Source organism: Hydrogenophaga sp. RAC07 (genome assembly GCF_001713375.1).
In the GTDB taxonomy this organism is placed as follows: domain Bacteria; phylum Pseudomonadota; class Gammaproteobacteria; order Burkholderiales; family Burkholderiaceae_C; genus Hydrogenophaga.
Genome location: NZ_CP016449.1, coordinates 2,990,514 through 3,012,797, shown reverse-complemented (window position 1 = coordinate 3,012,797; position 22,284 = coordinate 2,990,514). Strand labels below are relative to the sequence as shown.

17 protein-coding genes are annotated in these 22,284 nt (G+C 64.6%); 5 read left to right on the top strand and 12 right to left on the bottom strand.

The window, feature by feature from the left end:
* Positions 1-41 precede the first annotated feature (41 nt).
* From BSY239_RS14015 to BSY239_RS13960, 12 genes are all read right to left on the bottom strand, one after another.
* The gene (locus BSY239_RS14015) at positions 42-1,823 is read right to left on the bottom strand and encodes an acyclic terpene utilization AtuA family protein (RefSeq protein WP_056278478.1); all 1,782 of its coding nucleotides are present in this window, start codon (positions 1,821-1,823) and stop codon (positions 42-44) included.
* Positions 1,824-1,854: 31 nt separating this feature from the next.
* The gene (locus tag BSY239_RS22115; protein ID WP_082586013.1) at positions 1,855-2,346 is read right to left on the bottom strand and encodes a PaaI family thioesterase; all 492 of its coding nucleotides are present in this window, start codon (positions 2,344-2,346) and stop codon (positions 1,855-1,857) included.
* Positions 2,347-2,384: 38 nt separating this feature from the next.
* Positions 2,385-4,025, bottom strand: coding sequence for an MBL fold metallo-hydrolase (locus tag BSY239_RS14005; protein WP_056278472.1), 1,641 nt, complete (start codon positions 4,023-4,025; stop codon positions 2,385-2,387).
* 37 nt (positions 4,026-4,062) lie between these two features.
* Positions 4,063-5,517 (bottom strand): vWA domain-containing protein, encoded by a 1,455-nt coding sequence (locus tag BSY239_RS14000; protein WP_083239974.1) that lies wholly within the window; start codon positions 5,515-5,517, stop codon positions 4,063-4,065.
* Positions 5,501-6,469, bottom strand: coding sequence for an AAA family ATPase (locus BSY239_RS13995; RefSeq protein ID WP_069047335.1), 969 nt, complete (start codon positions 6,467-6,469; stop codon positions 5,501-5,503). The genes BSY239_RS14000 and BSY239_RS13995 overlap by 17 nt, the downstream gene beginning before the upstream one ends.
* Entirely contained in the window at positions 6,441-7,544 is a 1,104-nt protein-coding gene (locus BSY239_RS13990) for an acyl-CoA dehydrogenase family protein (RefSeq protein ID WP_172823115.1), read from the bottom strand. The genes BSY239_RS13995 and BSY239_RS13990 overlap by 29 nt, the downstream gene beginning before the upstream one ends.
* A gap of 53 nt (positions 7,545-7,597) precedes the next feature.
* On the bottom strand, positions 7,598-8,773 hold the full coding sequence (locus BSY239_RS13985; RefSeq protein WP_069047333.1) for an acyl-CoA dehydrogenase family protein: 1,176 nt from the start codon (positions 8,771-8,773) through the stop codon (positions 7,598-7,600).
* Positions 8,774-8,828: 55 nt separating this feature from the next.
* Positions 8,829-10,790 carry an acetyl-CoA carboxylase biotin carboxylase subunit gene (locus tag BSY239_RS13980; RefSeq protein ID WP_069047332.1) on the bottom strand — a complete coding sequence of 654 codons (1,962 nt, stop codon included), beginning with the start codon at positions 10,788-10,790 and terminating at the stop codon, positions 8,829-8,831.
* An 8-nt stretch (positions 10,791-10,798) separates the two neighbouring features.
* Entirely contained in the window at positions 10,799-12,418 is a 1,620-nt protein-coding gene (locus BSY239_RS13975; RefSeq protein ID WP_056278454.1) for an acyl-CoA carboxylase subunit beta, read from the bottom strand.
* Between the two features lie 51 nt (positions 12,419-12,469).
* Positions 12,470-14,602: a 3-hydroxyacyl-CoA dehydrogenase NAD-binding domain-containing protein gene (locus BSY239_RS13970; protein ID WP_056278451.1), complete on the bottom strand. Its 2,133-nt coding sequence runs from the start codon at positions 14,600-14,602 to the stop codon at positions 12,470-12,472.
* Between the two features lie 45 nt (positions 14,603-14,647).
* Positions 14,648-15,856: an acetyl-CoA C-acetyltransferase gene (locus BSY239_RS13965; protein WP_069047331.1), complete on the bottom strand. Its 1,209-nt coding sequence runs from the start codon at positions 15,854-15,856 to the stop codon at positions 14,648-14,650.
* Positions 15,857-15,934: 78 nt separating this feature from the next.
* Complete coding sequence (locus BSY239_RS13960; RefSeq protein ID WP_056278445.1) at positions 15,935-17,071, bottom strand: acyl-CoA dehydrogenase family protein; 1,137 nt, start codon at positions 17,069-17,071, stop codon at positions 15,935-15,937.
* 151 nt (positions 17,072-17,222) lie between these two features.
* Between BSY239_RS13960 and BSY239_RS13955 the strand changes: the two genes are divergently transcribed.
* The 5 genes from BSY239_RS13955 (at position 17,223) to BSY239_RS13935 (ending at position 22,284) form a co-directional block, all read left to right on the top strand.
* Positions 17,223-17,828, top strand: a complete 606-nt coding sequence (locus tag BSY239_RS13955) for a TetR/AcrR family transcriptional regulator (RefSeq protein WP_056278444.1) — start codon at positions 17,223-17,225, stop codon at positions 17,826-17,828.
* A 65-nt stretch (positions 17,829-17,893) separates the two neighbouring features.
* Positions 17,894-18,643: an electron transfer flavoprotein subunit beta/FixA family protein gene (locus BSY239_RS13950; protein WP_056278441.1), complete on the top strand. Its 750-nt coding sequence runs from the start codon at positions 17,894-17,896 to the stop codon at positions 18,641-18,643.
* Positions 18,643-19,581, top strand: a complete 939-nt coding sequence (locus BSY239_RS13945) for an electron transfer flavoprotein subunit alpha/FixB family protein (RefSeq protein WP_069047330.1) — start codon at positions 18,643-18,645, stop codon at positions 19,579-19,581. The genes BSY239_RS13950 and BSY239_RS13945 overlap by 1 nt, the downstream gene beginning before the upstream one ends.
* Positions 19,582-19,680: 99 nt before the next feature.
* Entirely contained in the window at positions 19,681-21,273 is a 1,593-nt protein-coding gene (locus BSY239_RS13940) for an AMP-binding protein (RefSeq protein ID WP_056278436.1), read from the top strand.
* A gap of 222 nt (positions 21,274-21,495) precedes the next feature.
* Positions 21,496-22,284 carry an enoyl-CoA hydratase/isomerase family protein gene (locus tag BSY239_RS13935; protein WP_056278432.1) on the top strand — a complete coding sequence of 263 codons (789 nt, stop codon included), beginning with the start codon at positions 21,496-21,498 and terminating at the stop codon, positions 22,282-22,284.

The following is a 22,284-nucleotide window of genomic DNA, read 5'->3' as shown; positions in this document are numbered from 1 at the left end:
TGTATTTCTCTGTCTTGGATTGGGGGCAGGGGCGAAAGTTGTCAAAGTGCCAAGTCGGCTGGGATCGGGACTGGAAAATCGAGCAGCATCTGCGCAAAGGCTTTGCCCTGCGAGTCCATGCGAACCGAAGCGATGCCGCCGCCGCCCAGGGCTTCGTGCATCAGAAAGTTCAGCGCGTGCGTGCCGGGCAGGTCAAAGCGCTGCACGCTGCCCTTGACGAGGTGGGCGAACCAGGCCGCCACGGCCTGCTCGGTCAGGGCGGCGCGGATGAAAGGCAGGTAGCCGGGTTGACGCGCCAGGACGCCGATGTTGGCGGCGTCGCCCTTGTCGCCGCTGCGGCCCCAGGCCAGCTTCACCAGCGGCACTATGCGCGTGCCGCGCGCATAGGCGTCGGCGGCAGGCAGCGGGCCGCCGACCTGGGGCAGGGTCGCCGGATCAAACGCCTGGCCGTGCCATGGCGGTGCCGCCACGGTCTTGTCGCCCATGTCGATGCTCGCGGCCAGCTGGGTCTTGGGGATCAGGCAGGAAAACAGCCGAACCACCGGTTGCACCTTGGGTCGACCACCGGTGAAGCCCGTGATGGCCGGGGCCGACATCAGGGCCATCGGCGCCACTTCGCGCGAAAACAGTTCGAGTGCGTCCTTGACCGGGTGGCGCACGCCGACCTTGAGCATCACTTCGCGCGCATCGGGCCGAGCGTGGGGGCCGTAGGTGTCTTCAGCGCCGATGGCCTCGACACAAGTTTCGGTGAAGTCGGGCCAACCGCGCTGTGCATAGTGTCGCCGCATGCGCGCCAGCATTGCGGCGCCGACGCGCTGCCCCTTGGCGCCGGCATTGATGCCGCCGATCATGAACAAGCTCATGGCCCGAAAGCCGTCGGCGTAGGTGACGCTGACTTTGGCCTGATCGGTCGGCGGGAGGCCGCGCGCGCCCTTGACCTCGACGCGGTCGGGGCCGATCTGCGTCAGCGTGACGCTGGTGAAGTCGCACACCACATCGGGCAGGATGTAGGCGCGCGGGTCGCCGATTTCATAGAGCATCTGCTCGCCCACCGTGGAGTGGCAGACCAGCCCGCCAGTGCCTTCGGGCTTGGTGATGACGAAGCTGCCGTCGGCGCGGCACTCGGCGATGGGAAAGCCCATGTCGTCCCAGCCCGGCACCGAATCCCAGTCAGTGTAGTTGCCGCCGGTGGCCTGCGTGCCGCACTCGATCAGGTGACCAGCCAGGCTGCCCTGCGCGAGCAGATCGTGGTCGGCGGCGGTCCAGCCAAAGGCATGGATAAGCGGCGCCAGTGTGACCGCGCTGTCGACGCAGCGGCCAGTGACCACGACGTCGGCGCCGGCATCGAGCGCCGCGGCGATCGGGAAGGCGCCCAGATAGGCGTTGGCGCTCATGACTTTTTGTGGAAAGGGGCTGCCCGCGAACATCTCTTGGATGTTGGCCGAGCGCAGGGCCTCAACCTGGGGCATCAGGTCGTCGCCCAGCACGGCGGCGATGTTCAGATCGACACCTTCGGCCTGTGCTGCAGCCACCAGCGCAGCGCGACAGGCAGACGGGTTGACACCGCCCGCGTTGGCAATGACCTTGATGCCGCGCGACTTCAGTTCCTTCATCAGGGGCTGGAGGGTGGTCACGAAATCCGGTGCATAGCCCTGTGCCGGGTCTTTGGCCTTGGCGCGGCTGAGCAGCGACATGGTGATTTCGGCCAAGTAGTCGAACACCAGGACGTCGATGTTGCCGCGCTGCACCAGTTGGGCGGCGGCGAACTCGGAGTCGCCCCAGAAGCCCGAGGCGCTGCCAATACGAAGGGTTATTTTTTTCATGGATGTCTCCGGGTTATTCGGGGGAGCGGGGTCAGCGCGGGGTGGATGCAATACTGCGCGGCCAGAACACGCGCCAGATACCCTTGGCGGTGGCGCAAACTGTGCCATTGGCATCCAGGAACTCCCCTTCGGCAAATGCCGTCGTGCGGCTGATGCGCACCACCTTGCCGCGTGCTTCGAAGCTATCGCCCACGGCGGCATTGAGGAAGGTGATGTCGAGGTTGATCGTGAACTGGCGAAGCTCGAAGGGATCAATGTCGGACGCCTCGGGCATGGCCAGCAGCGAGGAGATGATGGCCCAGCCAAGCGCACCGTCGAACATATAGGAGATGACGCCGCCATTGAGCACGGTGTCCGAACCGCCGCCGCCGCGTTGGGTGGGAAGGGCCTTAGGAAGTCGTACAACAGCTCGGCCTACAGCTGTTTCTTCAACTTCAAGCCCTTGCGCCTTCAGAAAAGGGCTATCGTTCCAGCCTTGCTTGCAAGCTGCGATGCGGTCAAGGTTGGGGGCGTTGGTATTCATATTGAGCTCCTGTGGGTTGTCTAAAAAGCGTATGGGGTTCAAAGCATCGCGAGTTGCTCGATGCGTTGCACATGGGCCGCCAACGAACGGCGCGCCAGTGGCCAGAGCGCTGCGGGGGTGTCGTCATAGGCCAGAGTTAGCCAGTCGTCCAAGCCGCCTTGCGGGACGGCGCGCATGGCCGCTAGCACCCTGGCCTCGCGCCGCAGGCGGTGCGCCTTTAGCTGCGCAATGGACTGCGCCGCCCAGCCAATGACGTGACCGTGCGCCGGCAGGATGAACTCGATACCGTCCTTCTCGCAGATCTGCGCCAGGCGGTCCAGCGAATCGAGATAGGCGCTCATGTCGCCATCGGGCGGGTCAATGATGGTGGTACTTCCGCTGAGGATGTGGTCGCCCGAAAACAGCAGACCGTCTTCTTCGAGGATGAGGCAGAGGTGGTTGGCTGCGTACCCTGGTGTATGGACCACGCGCAGGGTGCTTTTGTGCTCGCCATCGTGCAGCATCAGGCGCTCGCCGTCGGCCAGAGCTCGGTCGGGGGCGAAGACAGCCGTGGAGCGGGCAGTGGCGGCGCAAGCCAGGCCCAGCACCGGCGGAGTATGGCCTGCCAGGCGGGCGCAGGCCTGGGCCAGCGGCTGCGCGGCGGGGGAGTGGTCCGGGTGCGAGTGGGTGCAGACGATGGCCGTGATCTGGCCTGCCGTGAAAGCGAGCAGGCGCTCGATATGGTCGTTCAGCAAGGGGCCCGGATCAATGACGATGTAGCCGCTGGACGCGTCTCCAAGGATGTAGCTGTTGGTGCCGGGGCCGGTCATGATGCTGGCGTTGGGGGCGGTGAGACGATGCAGGTGCCGCAACAAGGGCACCGGCCGCTCGTGTTGCCAGTCCAGCGGGTGCTCGAGCTGGCCGTCCGGGCAGACCAGCGCGAGTTCGCCGTACGGCGCTTCATGCTCCATGAAACGCTGAAGTTGACCGCTGACCAGACCACCCCGAGGGCAGGAGTTCCACAGTGGCACGTCTTCGGTACAGGCCGCCAGGGCCTGCTCGGCTTGCTCGAAATCCGCCAACCAGTGCAGGGTGCGGATGGTTGGAAAGATCATGAAAAAGTTGCCGGCTTGGTGTTTCGTCAGCGCATCCTCGGGCCTGACCCAGACGGGCTCGAACTGTTCCATTTCGTCGGCCACCGGCTCCTGCTGGTCGGGCATCAGCGCAACGAAGAAGGCGGTGTTGAAACGCTTGGGCACGCTGCGATCGGTGGTCCAGCAGGCCAGCATGCGCGCCCGATCGAGCGTTAGTGACCAGCCCTGGCTTTGCAGTTGCGGGTACAGCGCTTCACTGCGGTCCAGCGCTTGAAGGTGGGTGCGGGTGATGGGCTTGTCATCGGCCTGCACCGCCAGCAGGATGCCCAATTCCTCGAAGGTTTCCCTCAGTGCAGCCAGTGCTGCCGTGCGGTAGCGTCCGCCCGCGTTGGGGGCGCGTGCCAGTGTATGCGCCTGGTGGTCGTCAGCGTCCACTCGCCCGCCGGGGAAAACATAGGCTCCAGGCAAGAAGCTGGCTTTTGGCGAGCGCCGGGTCATCAACACTTCGACGCCAAGCGCACCATCACGCAGCAGCAGCAGGGTGGCGGCCGGGTGCGCGGTGACCGGCTCTCTGTGGGGGTGGAGCTGCAATGTGGGGCGGACCATGGGCAGTGTCTGTTGAGCGAGGATGTGGGTTTGGGCTTCAGGCGCTGGCAGAGTGGGTGCGCAGCAAGGCGTCGAGCGTGCTTTCCAGGTGTGCGAGGGAATTGCATTCGCGCGCGATGTGGCAATAAGGGGCGTAGCGCTTCATCTCCGAATCGCCCAGGCCCCAGAACGACACCGGCTCGGGGTTGAGCCAGATGACCCGGCGCGCGCGCTGGTAGAGCAGTTGCATGACTTGAGCCTGGGCTTGACCGCGGTTGTTGCGCGCGTCGCCGAGAATCAGCACGGTGGTGCGGCGATCGATGTCCTCGAGCAACTGCGCCTCGATGTCGAGCAGCGTCTGCCCATAGTCGGTGCCACTGCCGCCCACCGCCTGCATCACTTTGTCGACCGCCTGTTCGACCGGCAGCGACTCAAAGGTGTCGCTCACCTCGACCAGGTGGTTGGTGAAAGCGAAGCTGCGCAGGTCGCTCACCTGCTCACCCAGACTGTGCAGGAACAGCAACAAAAAACGCGCGTACTGGCGCACCGAGCCGCTGACGTCGCAGATCGCCACCACGCGTGGCCGGTCCACCACTTTGGAGCGCCAGAAGGTCTCGAACATTACGCCATCGTAGGCAGCGTTTTTGCGCAGGGTCTTGCGAAAGTCGAGCTGGCCGCGCACCCGCTTCTTCTTGCGCCGCGAGTGGCGATCGGCCAGTCGCTGGGCGATTTTGCTAACGATGACGTGCATGCGCGCGAAATCACGCTTTTCGATGTTGGAGAGCTTTTGCGATTGCAGGAAGTCGTCGTGCAACTGGCGCGTCGGTGCCGTGCCGTAGAGCGCGAGTTTGCGTTCGACAAAATTGCGCACCTCCTCGAACAATTTCTTGCGCATCCGTTCGAGGTCTTTGGCACGCTCGGGCGCCAGCGTCTGGCGTTTGGCGTCAGAGATTTCGCGGTCCAGCAGCTCCAGCCCCATGGCCTGCTGGATCTTTTGGGTGTAGTAGCCCTTTTGGGTGAAAAACCAGATGTCGGTCAGGCCCACCTCGCGCGCGGCTTCCTGCATGCGCTTTGCCAGTGCCGCAGACTCACCCGACAGCAACAACTGCGACAAGGCCTGGCCACCGCTGCCCTGACAGCCGCCCGGCCCACCGGAACCGGTTGCGGTCTGTTTGTTTTGGGCTGGGTCCGGCAGGTCTTGCGCGGCCATGGCGTCTGAAGCGGGGTTGGCGTTGGGGTCGGTGTCGGGCCTGAAGGAGGGCTTGGCCGGACTGCCTTGCGCGGCCATGTTTTCGAAGGAATTGAAACGGAAGAAGCGGTCAAAGGCCTCGTCGTACAGGGCGCGATCCGGGGTGGTTTTCGCCAGTGTCGTGCCCAGTGCGCTTTTCAGGAGGGTGCGGTCGCTCCAGCCGACCAGCGCCACGGCGCGCGCCGCATCGACCTGGGCGTTGAGGCTGATCTCGAGGTCGCTGCCGCGCAGCGCCTTGAAGAAATCCTCAAGCGTGGCTTGCACGGGGAATCTCCGCATCCTTGCGCGCTTGTTGCAGCAGGGCCGGCAGTTGCTCGCTGGCCGAGGCGATGTCCTGCTCGAACTTGAGGAAGACACTGAGCGTGCCCTTCACCATGTCCAGGCTCAAGTGTTCGGCGTGCAGCAGCAGCAGCGTTTTGGCCCAGTCGATGGTCTCGCTGACCGAGGGCTGCTTTTTCAGGTCCATCTGCCGCACCGCCTGAATGAAAGCGACCAGTTCGCGGTTCAGTGTTTCCGACAGGCCTGGCACGCGGCGCTCCAGAATGCGCCGCTCCAGCTTCGCCTCGGGGAATGGAATGTGCAAGTGCAGGCAGCGGCGCTTGAGCGCGTCGCTCATCTCGCGCGTGTTGTTGCTGGTGAGAAAAACGATGGGCTTTACCTTGGCCTTGATGGTGCCGAGTTCGGGCACCGAGACCTGAAAGTCGGACAGCACTTCGAGCAGGAAAGCCTCGAACTCGGGGTCGGACTTGTCAACCTCGTCCACCAACAGCACGCAGCCGCGCTCCTGGTGCAAGGCCTGATAGAGCGGGCGCGGCTCAAGAAAGTGCTCGGAAAAGAACAGATCGTCGTGCGCATGCAGCCGCTCGATGGAGGCCGCGAGTCCCACCGCGCCTTGCATCATCTCCCCCAGTTTGTCCTTGAGGAGTTGCGTATAGAGCAATTGCTTGCCGTATTTCCACTCGTACAAGGCCTTGGATTCGTCCAGGCCTTCGTAACACTGCATGCGGATCAGGGGCACGTCGAGAATCTCGGCCATGCCCTTGGCCAGTTCGGTCTTGCCGACGCCAGCCGGGCCTTCGACAAGGATCGGCTTTTCCAGATTGAAGCCCAGATAGACCGAGGTGGCGATTTCGCGGCTGGCAATGTAGTCGACCGCAGCCAGCCGCTGCGCCAGGCCATCGATGGAGTCAAAGTGGGGTTGGTGTAGTGTTTTCACGGGGTTCCTTGGAGAGCAGCATTTTTTCGCCGGTTTGAAGTTGTCGGGATTCGGCGATGCCGCGGGCTATGCCCTGCACCAGGCGCAGATCGCGCGCCAGGTTGAGCAGGGTCGGTTCACGGTCGTCCAGGGCCGCGGCAAAGGATTCACAGGTGCCTTGCCAGCGATCAAGCAGGCGGCGCGCGCCCAGATTGAATGCCGCCAACGCCTCGTTGGGTCCGTGCTGGTCCAGGTGCTGGGCGGCATGACGTGCAACGGGCGAGAGGGCATCGAGTTCGAGTTGCAAGCCACCCAGGTCCCGGGTCAATGCAGGGGTCCGGGCGGAGCTTTGGAACCAGCGCGCCAATGTATCCAGCTCGGCTTGCATGGCGCCGAGCATGGGGCCCAGCAGCAGGGCGTCTTCGATCGCGCGCAGCGGCCGAGCGATGGTGTCGAAAGCCTGTCCAGGCTCGCCAAGGCGCTGGCTTTCCGGCACCCGGCAGCCGACAAGTTGCATGCCGCAATGGCCGAGCGGCGCCAGTCCGCGCACTTTGTCGTCCAGTTGGCGGGTCAGGCCCGGTGTGTTGACCTCAACGACGAAAGCATCGAAGCGCCTGCGCCCCTCGTGTTCGCCGCTCACGGCCAGCACGATGACGGCATCGGCTGCCGGGCCGTTGCTGACAAAGGCCTTGTGGCCGTCAAGGAGCCAGTCGCTGCCGTCCTGAATCGCCCGGCAGCTCAGGTGTTTGGGGTGTGCGCCGGTGCCGGGCTCGGAGATCGCGAGTGCCAGTAATGTGTCGCCAAGCGCCATGGATCGCAGCAGCGCACGATGCCGGTCGCTGCGCAGATTCGGCGCCAGCACGAAGCGTCCCAGCATCTGCTGCATCATCCACGCCATGCCCAGACCCAGGCTGGCGGATTCCCGGGCGACGATGCCGGCCACAGCGCTGACCTGCACGGCGTCCGTGACGGGCGCCCCGCCGTCGCTGTCGAAGCCCACACCGAGCAGGCCGCTGGCGCCGAGATGACGCCACCAGGCACGGGGGAAGCCGTGCGCGCAGTCAGGCGCTGGCGCGCCCGACAAGGCCAGGCGCATGGCCTCGGGCAGCGCCGAAGGCGGCATGTGCTGTGTGGGTGAGGCGGCGGACTTCATCCAGGGCTTCCGGCGTAAAACCCGAGCTGGCGCGCCGCCAGGTCGCGCATCACCTCTTCGGCGCCGCCACCGATGGCGTTGACCTTGACTTCGCGGTAAATGCGCTCCACCTTGACGCCGCGCATGAAACCGGCGCCGCCGTGCAGTTGCACCGCCTCGCTGGCGCAATAGGCCATGGTCTGGGTGGCCTGGTTCTTCAGCAGGCAGATTTCGCCCACCGGCGTATCGCCCTGTTCGACGCGCCAGGCGAGCAATTCCAGCATGGCCTGGGTCGCCTCGACGCGCATGGCCATGTCGGCGAGTTTGTGGCGGGTGACCTGCTGGTCGATCAGGCGGCCGCCGAACATCTCGCGCTCACGCGACCAGGCCAGCGCCTCGTCCAGGCAGACGCGGGCAAAGCCGTTGGCGCCGGCGGCGAGAAAGATGCGCTCGCGGTTGAAATTCTTCATGATGGCCTTGAAGCCCTGGTTTTCCACCCCCACCAGGTTCTCCACTGGCACGCGGCAATGGTCGAAATACAGGGCGGCGGTGTCGGAGCACCACCAGCCCATTTTTCTCAAAGGCGTTTGCGTAAAGCCGGGCGTGCCTTTCTCGATCAGCAGCAGCGACACGCCGCCTGGCCCCGGCCCGCCAGTGCGCACCGCCACGGTGTAGAAGTCGGCGCGCATGCCGGAGGTGATGAACGTTTTCGAGCCGTTGACGACATAGTGATCACCATCCCTGCGCGCCGTGGTCTTGAGGTTGGCCACGTCCGAGCCGCCGGAGGGTTCGGTGATGCCGAGTGCGCTGATCTTCTCGCCCCGCAGCACCGGCGGCAAGACGCGCTGCTTCAGCGCCTCGCTGCCCACGTTGACGATGGGCGGGCAGCCGATGGTGTGCGACAGCAGACTCGCCAGGACACCACCAGCACCGCAACGCGCCAGTTCATGCGCGGCGATGATGGTCATGAACAGGTCGCCGTCGTTGCCGCCGAAGGCTTCAGGAAAACCCAGGCCCAGCAGGCCGATTTCGGCCGCCTTGCGGTACAACGCGACAGGAAAGGACTCGGCTTCGTCCCAGGCATCCACGTGCGGACTGATTTCTCTGGCGACGAAGCGGCGCATCGCGTCGCGGAACGCCAGATGCTCGGGCGTATAGAAGGGACTCTTGGCAGGCAGGGTTTCGGCAGGCATGCGTTTTACTCTCCGTGGATGTGGCGTGTGTCGCGCGTGCCGAGCGGTGCGCGCCTCAATCAGGCTGCTCGACCAGTGACACCAACAATGCGCGCGTGGCAACCTGGTCGCCAGCGCGCACAGCTACCTGGTCCACCACGCCATCGCGACGGGCCAGCAGTTGATGCTCCATCTTCATGGCTTCGAGCACCGCCAGGCGTTGCCCCTTGGTGACCGTGTCGCCATGTTGGACGTCAACGGCCAGCACCCGTCCATTCATGGGTGCGAGCACGCGTGACTCCGTACTGCCTGCCGCCGCGGCCGGGGGGTCATAGGTCAGGTCTTCAAAGCTGGCACTCAGGTCGCCCAGCTCCAAGTGCAACACGCCGCCGGCAAACACCGCAGCCGCATGCTGCTGCACGCCATCGGCGATCAGGTGCAGGCACTCGCCTTCGCGCCCGCTGAGGGTGATGTGGTGCAGCGCCGCGCCCACTTCGAGCGTGTAGCTGTGGGTGCCAGTGACCGTGATGTGCACGGCATGGCGGTGTTCGCCCTCGCCGATCAGCATCGGCCAGCGTGCCGGTCCGCTGGAGCGCCAGGGCGCGGCTGCGACCGGCGTGGCGCTGGCTTCAAACCACAGCGTGCCGGCCAGCGCCAGCGCCAGCGAGTCGGGCTGGGGCCGCACCAGCGCCGCAGCGCCGAAGTGCTGGGCGATAAAGGCAGTGGTCGTTTCGCCAGCGGCGAAGGCCGGGTGGCTGGCCACGGCTTCGAGGAAGGCACGGTTGTGGGGCAGGCCGAGCAGGCGGGTGCGTTGCAGCGCACCGATCAGGCGCCGTCGGGCTTCGTCGCGGGTCGCGCCGTGCACAATGATTTTGGCGATCATGGGGTCGTAGTGCGGGCTGACGGTCTGGCCTGATGCCAAGCCGTGGTCAACGCGCACGCCTTCGCCCGTGGGCGGGCACCAGAGCGCAACATCGCCACTTTGCGGCAGGAAGCCGTTGTACGGATCTTCGGCGTACAGGCGCACTTCGATGGCGTGCCCGTTCAAGTGCACTTGCTCCTGCGTCAGCGGCAAGTGCTCGCCACGGGCCACGGCGATCTGCCAGGCCACCAGGTCCAGCCCGGTGATGCACTCGGTCACCGGGTGTTCGACCTGCAGCCGCGTGTTCATCTCCAGAAAGTAGAAGCGCCCTTCGCTGTCGAGCAGAAACTCCACCGTGCCGGCGCCGACGTAGTTCACGGTGCGCGCAGCCGCCACCGCCGCCGCGCCCATTTGCTCGCGCAGCTGGGGCGTGACCGCCGGGGAGGGCGCTTCCTCGAACACCTTCTGGTGCCGGCGCTGGATCGAGCAGTCGCGTTCGCCCAGGTGGATGATGTGGCCGTGCTGGTCGCCGAAGACCTGGATTTCGACATGGCGCGGCTCAATCACCGCGCGCTCCAGGATGAGCTCTTCGCTGCCGAAGGCGTTGCCTGCTTCCGAGCGGGCGCTGGCCAGGGCGACCGCGAGGTCTTGCGGGTGTTCGACCAGTCGCATGCCTCGCCCGCCACCGCCCGCCGCCGCCTTGACCATGATCGGGAAACCGATCTCGGCAGCCTTCGTGAGCAGCGTGGCATCGGACTGGTCGGTGCCCTGATAGCCCGGCACGCAGGGCACGCCCGCCGCCAGCATCAGGCGTTTGGCGCCGGCCTTGTTGCCCATTTTCAGGATGGCCTGCGGGTCCGGGCCGATGAACACCAGCCCGGCGTCCAGGCAAGCTTGCGCAAAGCCGTCGTTCTCGGACAGGAAGCCGTAGCCGGGGTGTACCGCGTCGGCACCGGTGCTGCGCGCCGCCGCCAGCAGCGCCGCAACGTTGAGGTAGCTCTCCCGTACCGGCGCCGGGCCGATGTACACTGCCTCGTCGGCCAAGGCAACATGCAGCGCTTGGGCATCTGCTTCGCTGTAAACGGCCACCGTGCGGTAGCCCAGCGCCTGGGCCGTGCGGATGATCCGGCAGGCGATCTCGCCGCGGTTGGCAATCAGGATTTTGGTGAAGTTCATCAGGGTTCTCACATCCGTGCCACGCCAAAGGTGTTCGAAAGCAAGGGCCGCAACCCGGCTTCCCGACACACCGCCAGGGTGGTGGCGAGCGCGCGGCGGGTGTCGCGCGGGTCGATGATGCCGTCGTCCCACAGGCGCGCGGTGGCAAACAGCGAATGCGATTCGAGGTCAAAACGTGCCAGGATCTCGCTTTTCATGGTGGCCATGGTTTCGGCGGGTGGCTCCTTGCCGGTGCGGGCAAATTTTTCTTCGGTGACGATGCGCATCACGGTGGCGGCCTGCTCGCCGCCCATCACAGCCACCCGCGCGTTGGGCCAGGCGAACACGAAGCGCGGATCGTAGGCGCGGCCACACATGCCGTAGTTGCCGGCACCGAAGGAGGCACCTGTCATCACGGTGATTTGCGGCACGGTGGCATTGGCCACGGCCTGGATCATCTTGGCGCCATGCTTGATCATGCCGACCTGCTCCACATCCTTGCCGACCATGAAGCCGGTGGTGTTCTGCAGATAGACGATCGGGGTGCCCGACTGGCAGCACAACTGGATGAACTGGGTCGCCTTGGTGGCGCCTTGCGGATCAATGGGCCCGTTGTTGCCGATGAAGCCGCAAGGGTATCCCTCGATGGCACCATGGCCGCACACGGTACTGGAGCCGTACAACGATTTGAATTCGAGGAAGTCGGAGTCGTCGATCACCCGCGCCAGCACTTCGCGCATGTCGTAGGGCTGGCGAAAGTCAACCGGCACCACGCCCGCCAGTTGCTCGACCGGATAACGCGGCTCTTTCCAGGTCTTCACCGCGCGCATCGGCAAGCGGTCGTTCCACGGCAGCCGCGCCAAGATGTCGCGTGCGATGCGGATGCCGTCCGCATCGTCCTCGGCCAGGTACTCGGCCACGCCCGACATCGAACAGTGCATCTCGGCGCCGCCCAGCTCTTCGTCGGTGGCGATCTCGCCGGTGGCGGCTTTTAGCAAGGGTGGGCCGGCCAGGAAAGCCTTTGCACGGCCGCGCACCATGATCACATAGTCGGACATGCCCGGAAGGTAGGCGCCGCCGGCAGTTGAGTGGCCGTGCATCACGCAGACCTGTGGAATGCCCCTGGCCGATAGCCGCGCCTGGTTGGCGAAGCCGCGGCCGCCTTCAATGAACACCTCGCCCACATGCATCAGGTTGGCGCCGCCGGACTCGACCAGTCGCACCACTGGCAGTTTGTTCTCCAGTGCGATGGCTTCGGCGCGAAGGCTCTTCTTCATGCCCATCGGTGTGATGGTGCCGCCCTTGATCGCGCTGTCGGATGCGATCACCACGCAACGGATGCCCGACACCACCCCGATGCCGCAGATGATCCCGCCCCCCAGCACGTTCTTCTCGCCGTCGTCGTCGTGCATCCTGAAGCCGGCCAGGGTCGAAAACTCCAGCCACGACGAGCCGCGGTCGAGCAGCAGCGCGATGCGCTCACGCGGCAGCAGCTGTTTGCGGGCGCGGAACTTGGCTTCTTGGCTGTTCGACGTGTTGCGCACACGGTCTTCGAGCGTGCGGAAACTGTCGATCAGCGCGAGCATCTGTGCGCGCTCGCGCTGGAAGCTCTCTGACTGCGGGTCGACTTGACTTTGAATGGCGGGCATGGGCGGTTCTCGCTGAAAGGTCGCAGTGAACGAATGGGGTCACAGGCCTGCTTACAGGTCGTAAAAACGCTCACCCTGGGCGGCCATGCGGCGCAGCAACTGCGGCGGCGCGAAGCGCGCACCGTGCCGCTCTGCCAGGCTCTCGCAGACTTTGACAAAGGCGGACACCCCCTGGCTGTGGATCTGGCCGATCGGGCCACCCAGGTAGGCTGGGAAGCCCCAGCCCAGGATCGCGCCGACATCGGCATCGATTGGTGCCAGCAGAACTTTTTCTTCGAGGCAGCGTGCTGTTTCGACGGACTGGATGAACATCAGGCGCTGCTTGACCTCTTCGACCGTGGGTTGCGTGGCCGCCAGCGGGAACGCCTGCGCCAGGCCTGCCCACAGTTGTTTCTGGCCATCTTGTGGGTAGTCGTAGAAACCTTTGCCGGTTTTTTTACCCAGTCGTCCCAGCTGGTCCACCATGCGGTCGCAGACGTCGTCGACGGCGCTGCGCTGGTAGGCCTTGCCGAGGTCGGTGGCGGTCTGTTTCCGGATGCGCGCCATCAATTCGAGCGAGACTTCGTCGGCCAGCGCCAGCGGCCCCACCGGCATGCCGGCCATGCGCCCGGCGTTGTCGATCAGCGCCGGCTTCACGCCTTCGGCCAGCAGCGCCAGGCCTTCGCCGACGTAGGTCGAGAACACCCGGCTGGTGTAGAAGCCGCGGCTGTCATTGACGACGATGGGCGTCTTGCGGATCGCCTTGACGAAGTCCATGGCACGGGCCAGGCATTCGTCACTGGTGGCCTGGCCGCGAATGATCTCCACCAGCGGCATCTTGTCGACTGGCGAGAAAAAATGCAGGCCGATGAAGTTGGCCGGACGTGCGGACGCCTCGGCCAGCCCGCTGATGGGCAGGGTGCTGGTGTTGGAGGCGAAGAGGGCGCCGGGGGCGATCACCGCCTCGGCCTTGCGCGTCACGTCGGCCTTGATGGCGCGGTCTTCAAACACCGCTTCGACCACAATGTCACAGCCTGTCAGGTCGGCGAAGTCGGTGGTCGGCTTGATCAGGGTTAGCTTGGCAGTGCACTCGGCCTCGGTCATGCGCTTGGCGGCCACGCGCTTGTTCCACAGGTTCTCGCTGTAGGCCTTGCCCTTGGCCGCGCTGTCGGTGCTGCTGTCGAGCAGCACCACTTCCATGCCGACCTCGGCGGCGGCGAAGGCAATGCCCGCGCCCATCATGCCAGCCCCCAGAATGCCGACCTTGCGGTAGCTGGCCTGAGGCACGCCCTTGGGCCGGGAGGCCAGCTTGCTGGCGGCGGGGATGCCAAAGAACAGCGAGCGGATCATGTTCTTGGCCTCTTTGCCGGTCGTCAGCTTGACGAACTCGCGCATCTCGACCTTGCAGCCGGTGTCGATGTCGATCTGGCAGCCGTTGTAGACGCAGTTCAAGATCGCCTCAGGTGCGGGATAGTTGCCAAAGGTCTTGGCGCGCAGCATGGCGTTGCCAGCGGTCAAAGTGTCGTAGCCCATGGGGCTTTGCACGGCGCCGCCCGGCAGCTTGAAACCCTTGCGGTCCCAGGGCTGAACAGCGGCAGCGGCACCGTCAGTCAGCAGCCACTGCCTGGCGCGGGCCAGCAGTTGGTCGGCCGGCACGACTTCATCGACCAGACCCGCATCCAGGGCTTTTTGCGGGGCGAGCTTTTTGCCTTCGAGCAGGAAGGGCAGCGCGTTGCGCACACCGATCATGCGCGGCAGACGCTGCGTGCCGCCGCCGCCGGGCAGCAGGCCAAGGCCCACCTCGGGCAGGCCGATCTGGGCCTTGGGGTTGTCGGCGGCGATGCGTCGGTGGCAGGCCAGCGCGACCTCGTAGCCGCCGCCCAGCGTGGTGCCGTTGAGGGCCGCGACGAAGGGCTTGCCGCTTTTCTCAATGCCGCGCATCAGGGCGTGCAACTGGGTGACGAAGTCCATCATTTCGGCAACGTCCGTGATGGCGAGCATCATGTTGAGGTCGGCACCGGCGATGAACTCGGGCTTGGAAGAGGTGACGATCACGCCCTTGACGGCAGCGTCCGCGACGGCCCTGCGCACGGCGTCGGAGAAGGCAGGAATGGATTGCTCGTTGAGGACGTTCATGGGCACGTCCTGCATGGCCCAGGTGATGGTGGCGATGCCATCGGCATCAAGCTTGTAGTCAATCGTCATGTTGGTGATCCAGGTCTGTGATGAGGTTCACGTCGTGCCGAGGCTTCAGACGCGCTCGATGATGGTGGCTGTGCCCATGCCGGCGCCCACGCACAGCGTGACCAGGCCGGTCGACAGGTTGCGCCGCTCGAGTTCGTCGAGCAGGGTGCCCAGAATCATCGCGCCAGTCGCGCCCAGGGGGTGCCCCATCGCAATCGCCCCGCCGTTGACGTTCATCTTGTCGTGCGTGACTTTCATCACTTCCATGAAACGCAGCACGACTGAGGCGAAGGCTTCGTTCAGTTCATAGAGGTCGATGTCGCTGGCCTTCATGCCAGCGAGCTTGAGCGCCTTTTCCGCCGAATAGGAGGGGCCGGTCAGCATGATGGTGGGCTCGCTGCCGATGGAGGCGAACGAGCGGATGCGGGCACGGGCTTTCAGGCTCAGCCGTTTGCCGACTTCGGCGTTGCCGACCAGCACCGCAGCCGCGCCGTCAACAATGCCCGATGAGTTGCCGGCATGGTGCACGTGCACCATGCGCTCGATCTCGGGATAACGCTGAATGGCCACCGCGTCGAAGCCGTATTTCTCGCCCTGCACCTTGAAAGCAGGCTCCAGCTTGGCCAGCGACTCCAGCGTGGTTTCGGCGCGCATGTGTTCGTCGCGCTCAAGCACGATGCAACCGTTCACATCCTTCACGGGAACGATCGAATTGGCGAAGCGGCTCTCGGCCCAGGCGAGTGCGGCGCGGCGCTGGCTTTCGACCGCGTAGCTGTCGACGTCGCTGCGGCTGTGGCCGTAAAGCGTGGCAATCAGATCGGCCGAAATGCCCTGCGGCACGAAATAGGTCGGAATCGCCACCGCTGGGTCAATCGCCCAGGCACCGCCGCTGGTGCCCATGGGCACACGGCTCATGCTCTCCACGCCGCCGCCGATGACCAGTGGCGACTGACCCGACATCACCTTGGCGGCGGCCATGTTGCAGGCCTCCAGGCCCGAGGCGCAAAAGCGATTGACCTGCACGCCGGCAGCGCTTTCGTGGTACCCGGCGGCAATGGCCGCAACGCGCGCGATGTTGGCGCCTTGCTCACCGGCGGGTTCGACGCAGCCGAGGATGATGTCGTCCACGAAGGCGGTGTCCAGGGTGTTGCGGTCGCGTAGTGCCTGCAGCGCGGTAATGGCCAAACTGATGGGCGTGGTGCCGTGCAGCGCACCCGAGCTGCGGCCCTTGCCGCGCGGCGTGCGCACGGCGTCGAAAATGAATGCTTCGGTCATGTTGGGTTTCCTTCTTTCTGAATCTGGGGATGCGATAGGCAAGAGGGCGGAAGAGCGGCAGGCGGCTGGCAGCAGTTGCTACAGCGTGCGGCTGATGATTTCCTTCATGATTTCGTTGGCGCCACCGTAGATGCGCGCGACGCGCGCATCCGCATAGGCGCGGGCAATCGGGTACTCCCACATGTAGCCGAAGCCGCCGAACATCTGCAGGCATTGGTCGATCACCTTGCAGTGCAGGTCGGTGGTCCAGTACTTGGCCATCGCGGCGGTGGCGGCATCAAGTTGACCGTCCATCAGCAGGCCGAGCAGACGGTCGACAAAGACCTGTGCGATCTGCACCTCGGTTTTCATTTCGGCGAGCTTGAAGCGGTTGTGCTGGAAATCGATCACGCGCTGGCCGAAGGCCTTGCGATCCTTGGTGTAGGCCAGGGTCCATTCGAGCGCGGCCTCGGCGCCCGCCACCGCGCCGATGGCGATCTGCATGCGCTCCCAGGCCAGTTCCTGCATCAGCAGGAAAAAGCCCTTGCCATCCCCGCCGAGGATGTTGCTGGCCGGCACGCGCACGTCTTCGAAGAAGAGTTCCGAGGTGTCCTGCGCCTTCATGCCGATTTTTTCGAGATTGCGCCCGCGCGTGAAGCCGGGGCGATTGGTCTCGACCAGCACCAGCGAGGTTCCCTTGGCGCCTTGCGTCGGGTCGGTCTTGGCGACAACGATCACCACGTCGGCGTTCTGGCCGTTGGTGATAAAGGTCTTTTGACCATTGATCACAAGTTCGTCGCCGTCACGGACCGCACTGGTGCGCACGCTTTGCAGGTCGCTGCCCGCGCCCGGCTCAGTCATGGCGATGGCGCCAATCACTTCGCCGGTGGCCATCTTCGGCAGCCAGTTGCGCTTTTGCGCCTCGGTGCCGTAGGCCAGGATGTAGGGTGCCACGATGTCGGAGTGCAGGCCGAAGCCAATGCCGCTGGTGCCGGCGCGCGAGACTTCTTCAATGAGCACAGCACTGTGCAGGCGCGTACCGCCACCGCCTCCGTATTGCTCGGGTATGGCGGGGCACAGCAGGCCGGCGGCGCCGGCCTTGCGCCAGACGGCGCGCGGCACGATGCCATCGTTTTCCCAGCCGGCGTGATGAGGTATGACTTCTTCTTCCAGAAAGCGACGTGCCTGGTCCCGGAAGAGTTCGTGTTCTTCACCGAAGAGGGTGCGGTTGAGCATGGGTCTGTCCATGAAGTTCGATTGGCATTGGCACTGGCATGGCCGACGGTCGCGAAGAGTTGCTCGTCCACGTGGGAAAGCGCCGGAAGCACCCAACGCACGATAGACAAACCAATCGACCAAACGCTTGTTAGATGATATAGTATACGGCATGGCAAAGGAGCAAGACAACCCACTCTCGCGCAGAGATGCGATCCTGGCGGCCGCGGCGAGCCGGTTCCGGCGCCAGGGTTTTGAGCGCACTTCGGTGCGCGAGATTGCCCAAGCCATGGGCATGACTTCAGGCTCGCTCTTCTACCATTTCGCGACCAAGGAGGATCTGCTGGTGGCGATCATGGAGGAGGGTGTTCGCGACATCATGCGGTCGGTGCGCGACGGGCTGGCTGGCGAAGTTCGCTTGCCCGAGCGGCTGCTGTCGATGGTGCGCAGCCACCTGAAGGCTTTGCTGGGTACGAGGCTCGACGCCATGACCGTGCTGCTCTATGAGTGGCGCAGCCTTTCGCCGGCCGCCCAGACCCGGGTGATGGCATCGCGCGACGCCTACGAGACCTTGTGGATGACGCCGATCAGCGAGGCTGCGGCGCTGGGCCTGGTCGATACAGATGTCGTGTTGGTGCGCCAGACAGTTCTCGGTGCCCTCAACTGGACGGCGCAGTGGTACCGGCCTGGCGGGCGTCTGGACATCGATGCGTTGGCGCAGCGCATGTACGCGATGCTGTTTCCTCGTGTGGCCGCATCGGGAGTGAGCCGTGATTGAACGGGCCGGATTCGGCTTTCATCTTACCGTTTTCAATTGTTTATTTTTAGTCACATGGAGATAAAGTGAAGATATTGGTCGCCGTCAAGCGGGTGCTGGACTACAACGTCAAGGCCCGCGTCAAGTCCGACGGTTCGGGAGTCGATCTCGCGAACCAGAAGTTGTCCATGAACCCTTTCGACGAGATCGCCTGCGAAGAGGCGGTGCGCCTCAGGGAGGCCGGTGTCGCTTCTGAAGTGATCGTTGTTTCCTGTGGCCCGGCGGCTTGCCAGGAAACGCTGCGCAGCGCCATGGCCATCGGCGCTGATCGCGCCGTGCTGGTTGAAACTGACGCCGCGCTCGAACCGCTCGCGGTGGCCAAGCTGATGCAGCATGTGGCCCAAAAAGAAGGTGTGCAGTTCGCCATCTTCGGCAAGCAGGCGATTGATGACGACGCTGGCCAGACTGGCCAGATGTTTGGCGCGCTGATGGGCTGGGCCCAGGCCAGCTTCGCCTCCAAGGTGCAGATCAGCGGCGACACGGCCACCATCACTCGCGAGATCGACGGTGGCCTGGAAACCCTGGCCATGAAGCTGCCGGCCGTGATCACGACCGACCTGCGCCTGAACGAGCCGCGCTTCATCACGCTGCCCAACATCATGAAGGCCAAGAAAAAGCCGATGGAGGTGATCAAGGCGGCCGAGCTCGGCATCGACATTGCGCCACGCACCGTGACCCTGCACGTCAGCGAGCCGCCGACCCGCAAGGCCGGCATCAAGGTGGCCGACCCGGCCGAACTCGTCAAACGACTCAAAGAAGAAGCGAAGGTGATCTGATGACAACCCTGATCATTGCGGAACACGACAACGCCGTACTCAAAGCGGCCACGCTGAACACGATTGCCGCCGCCACGCGCATCGGCGGCGACATTCATGTGCTGGTGGCGGGCCGCAACTGCGCTGCCGTGGCCCAGACTGCGGCGGCGGTTGCGGGCGTGAGCAAGGTGCTGCACGTTGACGCGGCGCACCTAGAGGCCCACCTGGCCGAGAACCTGGCCGAGCTGGTGCGCTCACGCGTGCGCGCCGATGTCGGCTACACCCATGTGCTGGCGCCAGCCACCGCCTTTGGCAAGAACGTGCTGCCGCGCGTGGCGGCCTTGCTGGACGCCTCCCAGGTGTCGGACGTGATCGCGATCGAGTCGCCCGACACCTTCCTGCGCCCGTTCTATGCCGGCAACGCGCTGGCCCGCGTGCAATCGAAGGATGCCATCAAGGTGCTGAGCATTCGCACCACCGCCTTCGACCCGGTCGGTGCGGGCGGCACGGCAGCGGTCGAGACGCTGGACGCGGCTGGCGATCTCGGCTTGACCACCCTGGTCGGGCGTGAGGTGGTGAAGCTGGAGCGCCCGGAACTCGCCGCTGCATCGGTCATCGTATCGGGCGGACGCGGACTGGGCGCGGCCGACAAGTTTCACGCCGTGCTGGAGCCGCTGGCCGACAAGCTTGGCGCGGCGATCGGCGCCTCGCGCGCCGCCGTCGACGCCGGCTACGCGCCCAACGACTACCAGGTCGGCCAGACCGGCAAGATCGTGGCACCCCAGTTGTACGTGGCGGTTGGCATCTCGGGCGCCATCCAGCACCTGGCCGGCATGAAGGACAGCAAGGTGATCGTTGCGATCAACAAGGACGCCGAAGCGCCGATCTTCCAGGTGGCCGACTATGGGCTGGTGGCGGATCTGTTCACAGCGGTGCCCGAATTGGTGACTGCGTTATAGGTTGCAGCGGATGCCGAGGTAAAGCAGAGGCCAGGCCTGTTCCTGGCAGTATGGTCGGCGGCACCGGCCAAACAATTCAAAAAGTAGGAGACATCGATCATGAGCCCATCAACCTCCGTCATCGCTGATGTGCCATCCCCTGGCGCAATTGCCCGCGTGGCCATCGGCGACTTCCTGCGCCGCTCGGCAGCGCGAGACCGCGCCAAGACGGCGTTCGTGCTCGGCGATCAGAGCATGAGCTACGGTGAGCTCGATGAGCGCGTGACCCGCTGCGCCAATGCCTTGCTGGCCGCTGGCTTGGTGCGAGGTGACCGCGTGACCACGCTATGCAATAACTCGCTTGAGTTCCTGGTGGCCATGTTCGGCATCCATCGCGCCGGCCTGATCTGGGTGCCGATCAACACGGGCCTGGGGCTGGATGACGTTCGCTACATCATCGACCACTCTGAGGCGCGCTTCCTGCTGGTGGATGCCGCTCTGCTGGTGCGCCCGGAGTTGCGTGCAGCCATCGAGGCGCAGCCCGGTCGCGGATGGGTGCTGGAAGGCGAGGGGGCTGGGGCTTTCTGCAGCTTCGCTGCAGCGATTGCTGCGCAGTCTGCCACTGAGTCCGAGGTCGAAATTCATGACCGCGACGTAGCCCAGATCATGTACACCAGCGGAACCACCGGCCGCCCTAAAGGGGTGATGCAAAGCCATTTGTCGGTGGTGATGGCAGCGATGAACAACGCGCTTGAGTTGGGGGTGTGGCGCGATGCCGTGAACATTGCCGTGCTGCCCCTCTTTCATTGCGCCCAGCACACGCTGATGTGCGGCGTGCTGGCGGGCGGCGGCACGGTGATTGTGATGCGCGCTTTCGAACCCGCCGCCATGCTCGACGCCATCGAGCGTGAACGGGTGACCTTGCTGGTGGGCTTGCCGCTGATGCACCAGGCCATGCTCGATCATCCCTCGCGCCCGGGGCGCGACCTGTCGAGCCTGCGCATGTGCGTGTACGCCATGGCGCCCATGGCCGAGACCCTGCTGCGCCGCCTGATCGCCGAGTTCTGCCCGAATTACTCATTGGCCACCGGCCAGACCGAGATGTACCCGCTCACCATGGCCTTCCGGCCCGAAGAGCAGCTTAAACGCTTTGGTTCCTACTGGGGCGCCAGTGCATTGATCAACGACACGGCGGTGATGGACGACGCGGGCCAGCTGCTCGGCCCCGGCGAGGTCGGCGAGATCGTGCACCGCGGTCCGAACGTGATGGAGGGCTACTACAAAAATCCCGAAGCCACCGCCGAGGCACGCGCTTTCGGCTGGCACCACACCGGTGACCTCGGCATGTGGGTCGATGGCCAGATGATGTTCAGGGACCGCAAGAAGGACATGATCAAGACCGGCGGCGAAAACGTGCCGTCCATCAAGGTCGAGGCCACGTTGCTGCGCCACCCGGCGGTGGCCAATGTGGCGGCGGTAGGTTTGCCGCACCCGCGCTGGGTCGAGGCGGTCACCGCCTTCGTGGTGCTCAAGCCAGGGGCGCAGGCCGACGAGGCCGAGTTGATCAACCACTGCAAGGAGCATCTCGGTGGCTTTGAGGTGCCCAAGGCGATCCGCATCGTCGATGCCTTGCCGATGACCTCCACCGGCAAGATTCAAAAGCATCCGCTGCGTGACAGCTATCGCGCCCTGTACGAGGACATTGAACGATAGGTGTCGGGAAGGTCATGGGGTGTGCAACACACGCCCGCGCCTGTGACCAGGCTGCTTGCAAGGCGTGCTTCGGCTTGAGGTCCTAACTAACCACCGTTCTGTCAATATGTTCGCATGACCTTTATCGAAACCAGCCGGTTTCCGGCAGGCGCGGACAGTCGCCCTTGATCCTTGATCCTTGATCCTTGATCCTTGTTCATCCCACCGTCAGAAAGGTTTTCCATGTCCGTCGTTCCTGCCATCTTGCTTGCGGTTGATGCCGACGGCATTGCGACCCTGACCCTCAACCGGCCCGATCAGCTCAATGCCTTCGATCTTGAGATGGTGGATGCTTGGCGCGCAGCACTTGAGCAGGCCGAAGCTGATGAGCGAGTCAAGGTCATCGTCGTCACCGGTGCCGGTCGTGCTTTTTGTGCCGGCGGCGATTTCGAGGAGATGGCCAAATTCAGCGAAATGGACAGCATGGGACGCAAGGATTTTCTGTACCGCCACGTGCATCGCATTGCGCTCACGCTGGAGCGGATGGAAAAACCGGTCATTGCCGCTGTCAACGGCGCTGCGCGAGGCGCTGGCTGCGACATGGCTTTGATGTGCGATATCCGTTTGATGGCCAGCTCAGCCACGCTTGCCGAGAGTTATATCAACATCGGACTGATGGCTGGTGATGCCGGTGCCTGGTACTTGCCGCGCCTGATTGGCACCGCGCGCGCGCTTGAGTTGTTCTGGACCGGTCGCGTGGTGGGGGCGGAAGAGGCCGAACGCATTGGCATGGTCAATCGCGTGGTGCCCGATGCCGAACTGATGACCGCCACCTACGATATGGCGCGCACCATTGCCGCCAAGCCGCAGCAGGCGGTACGCTTTTTTCGCCGCGCCGTCTACCAAAGCCAGACCATGGCGCTCGCCACGCACTTGGACATGGTGTCCTCGCACATGGCGGTGCTCGAAGACACGCCTGAGCATCGCGCCGGCATTGCGGCTTTCCGCACCCGCTCGCGCGCCAGCAAGTAA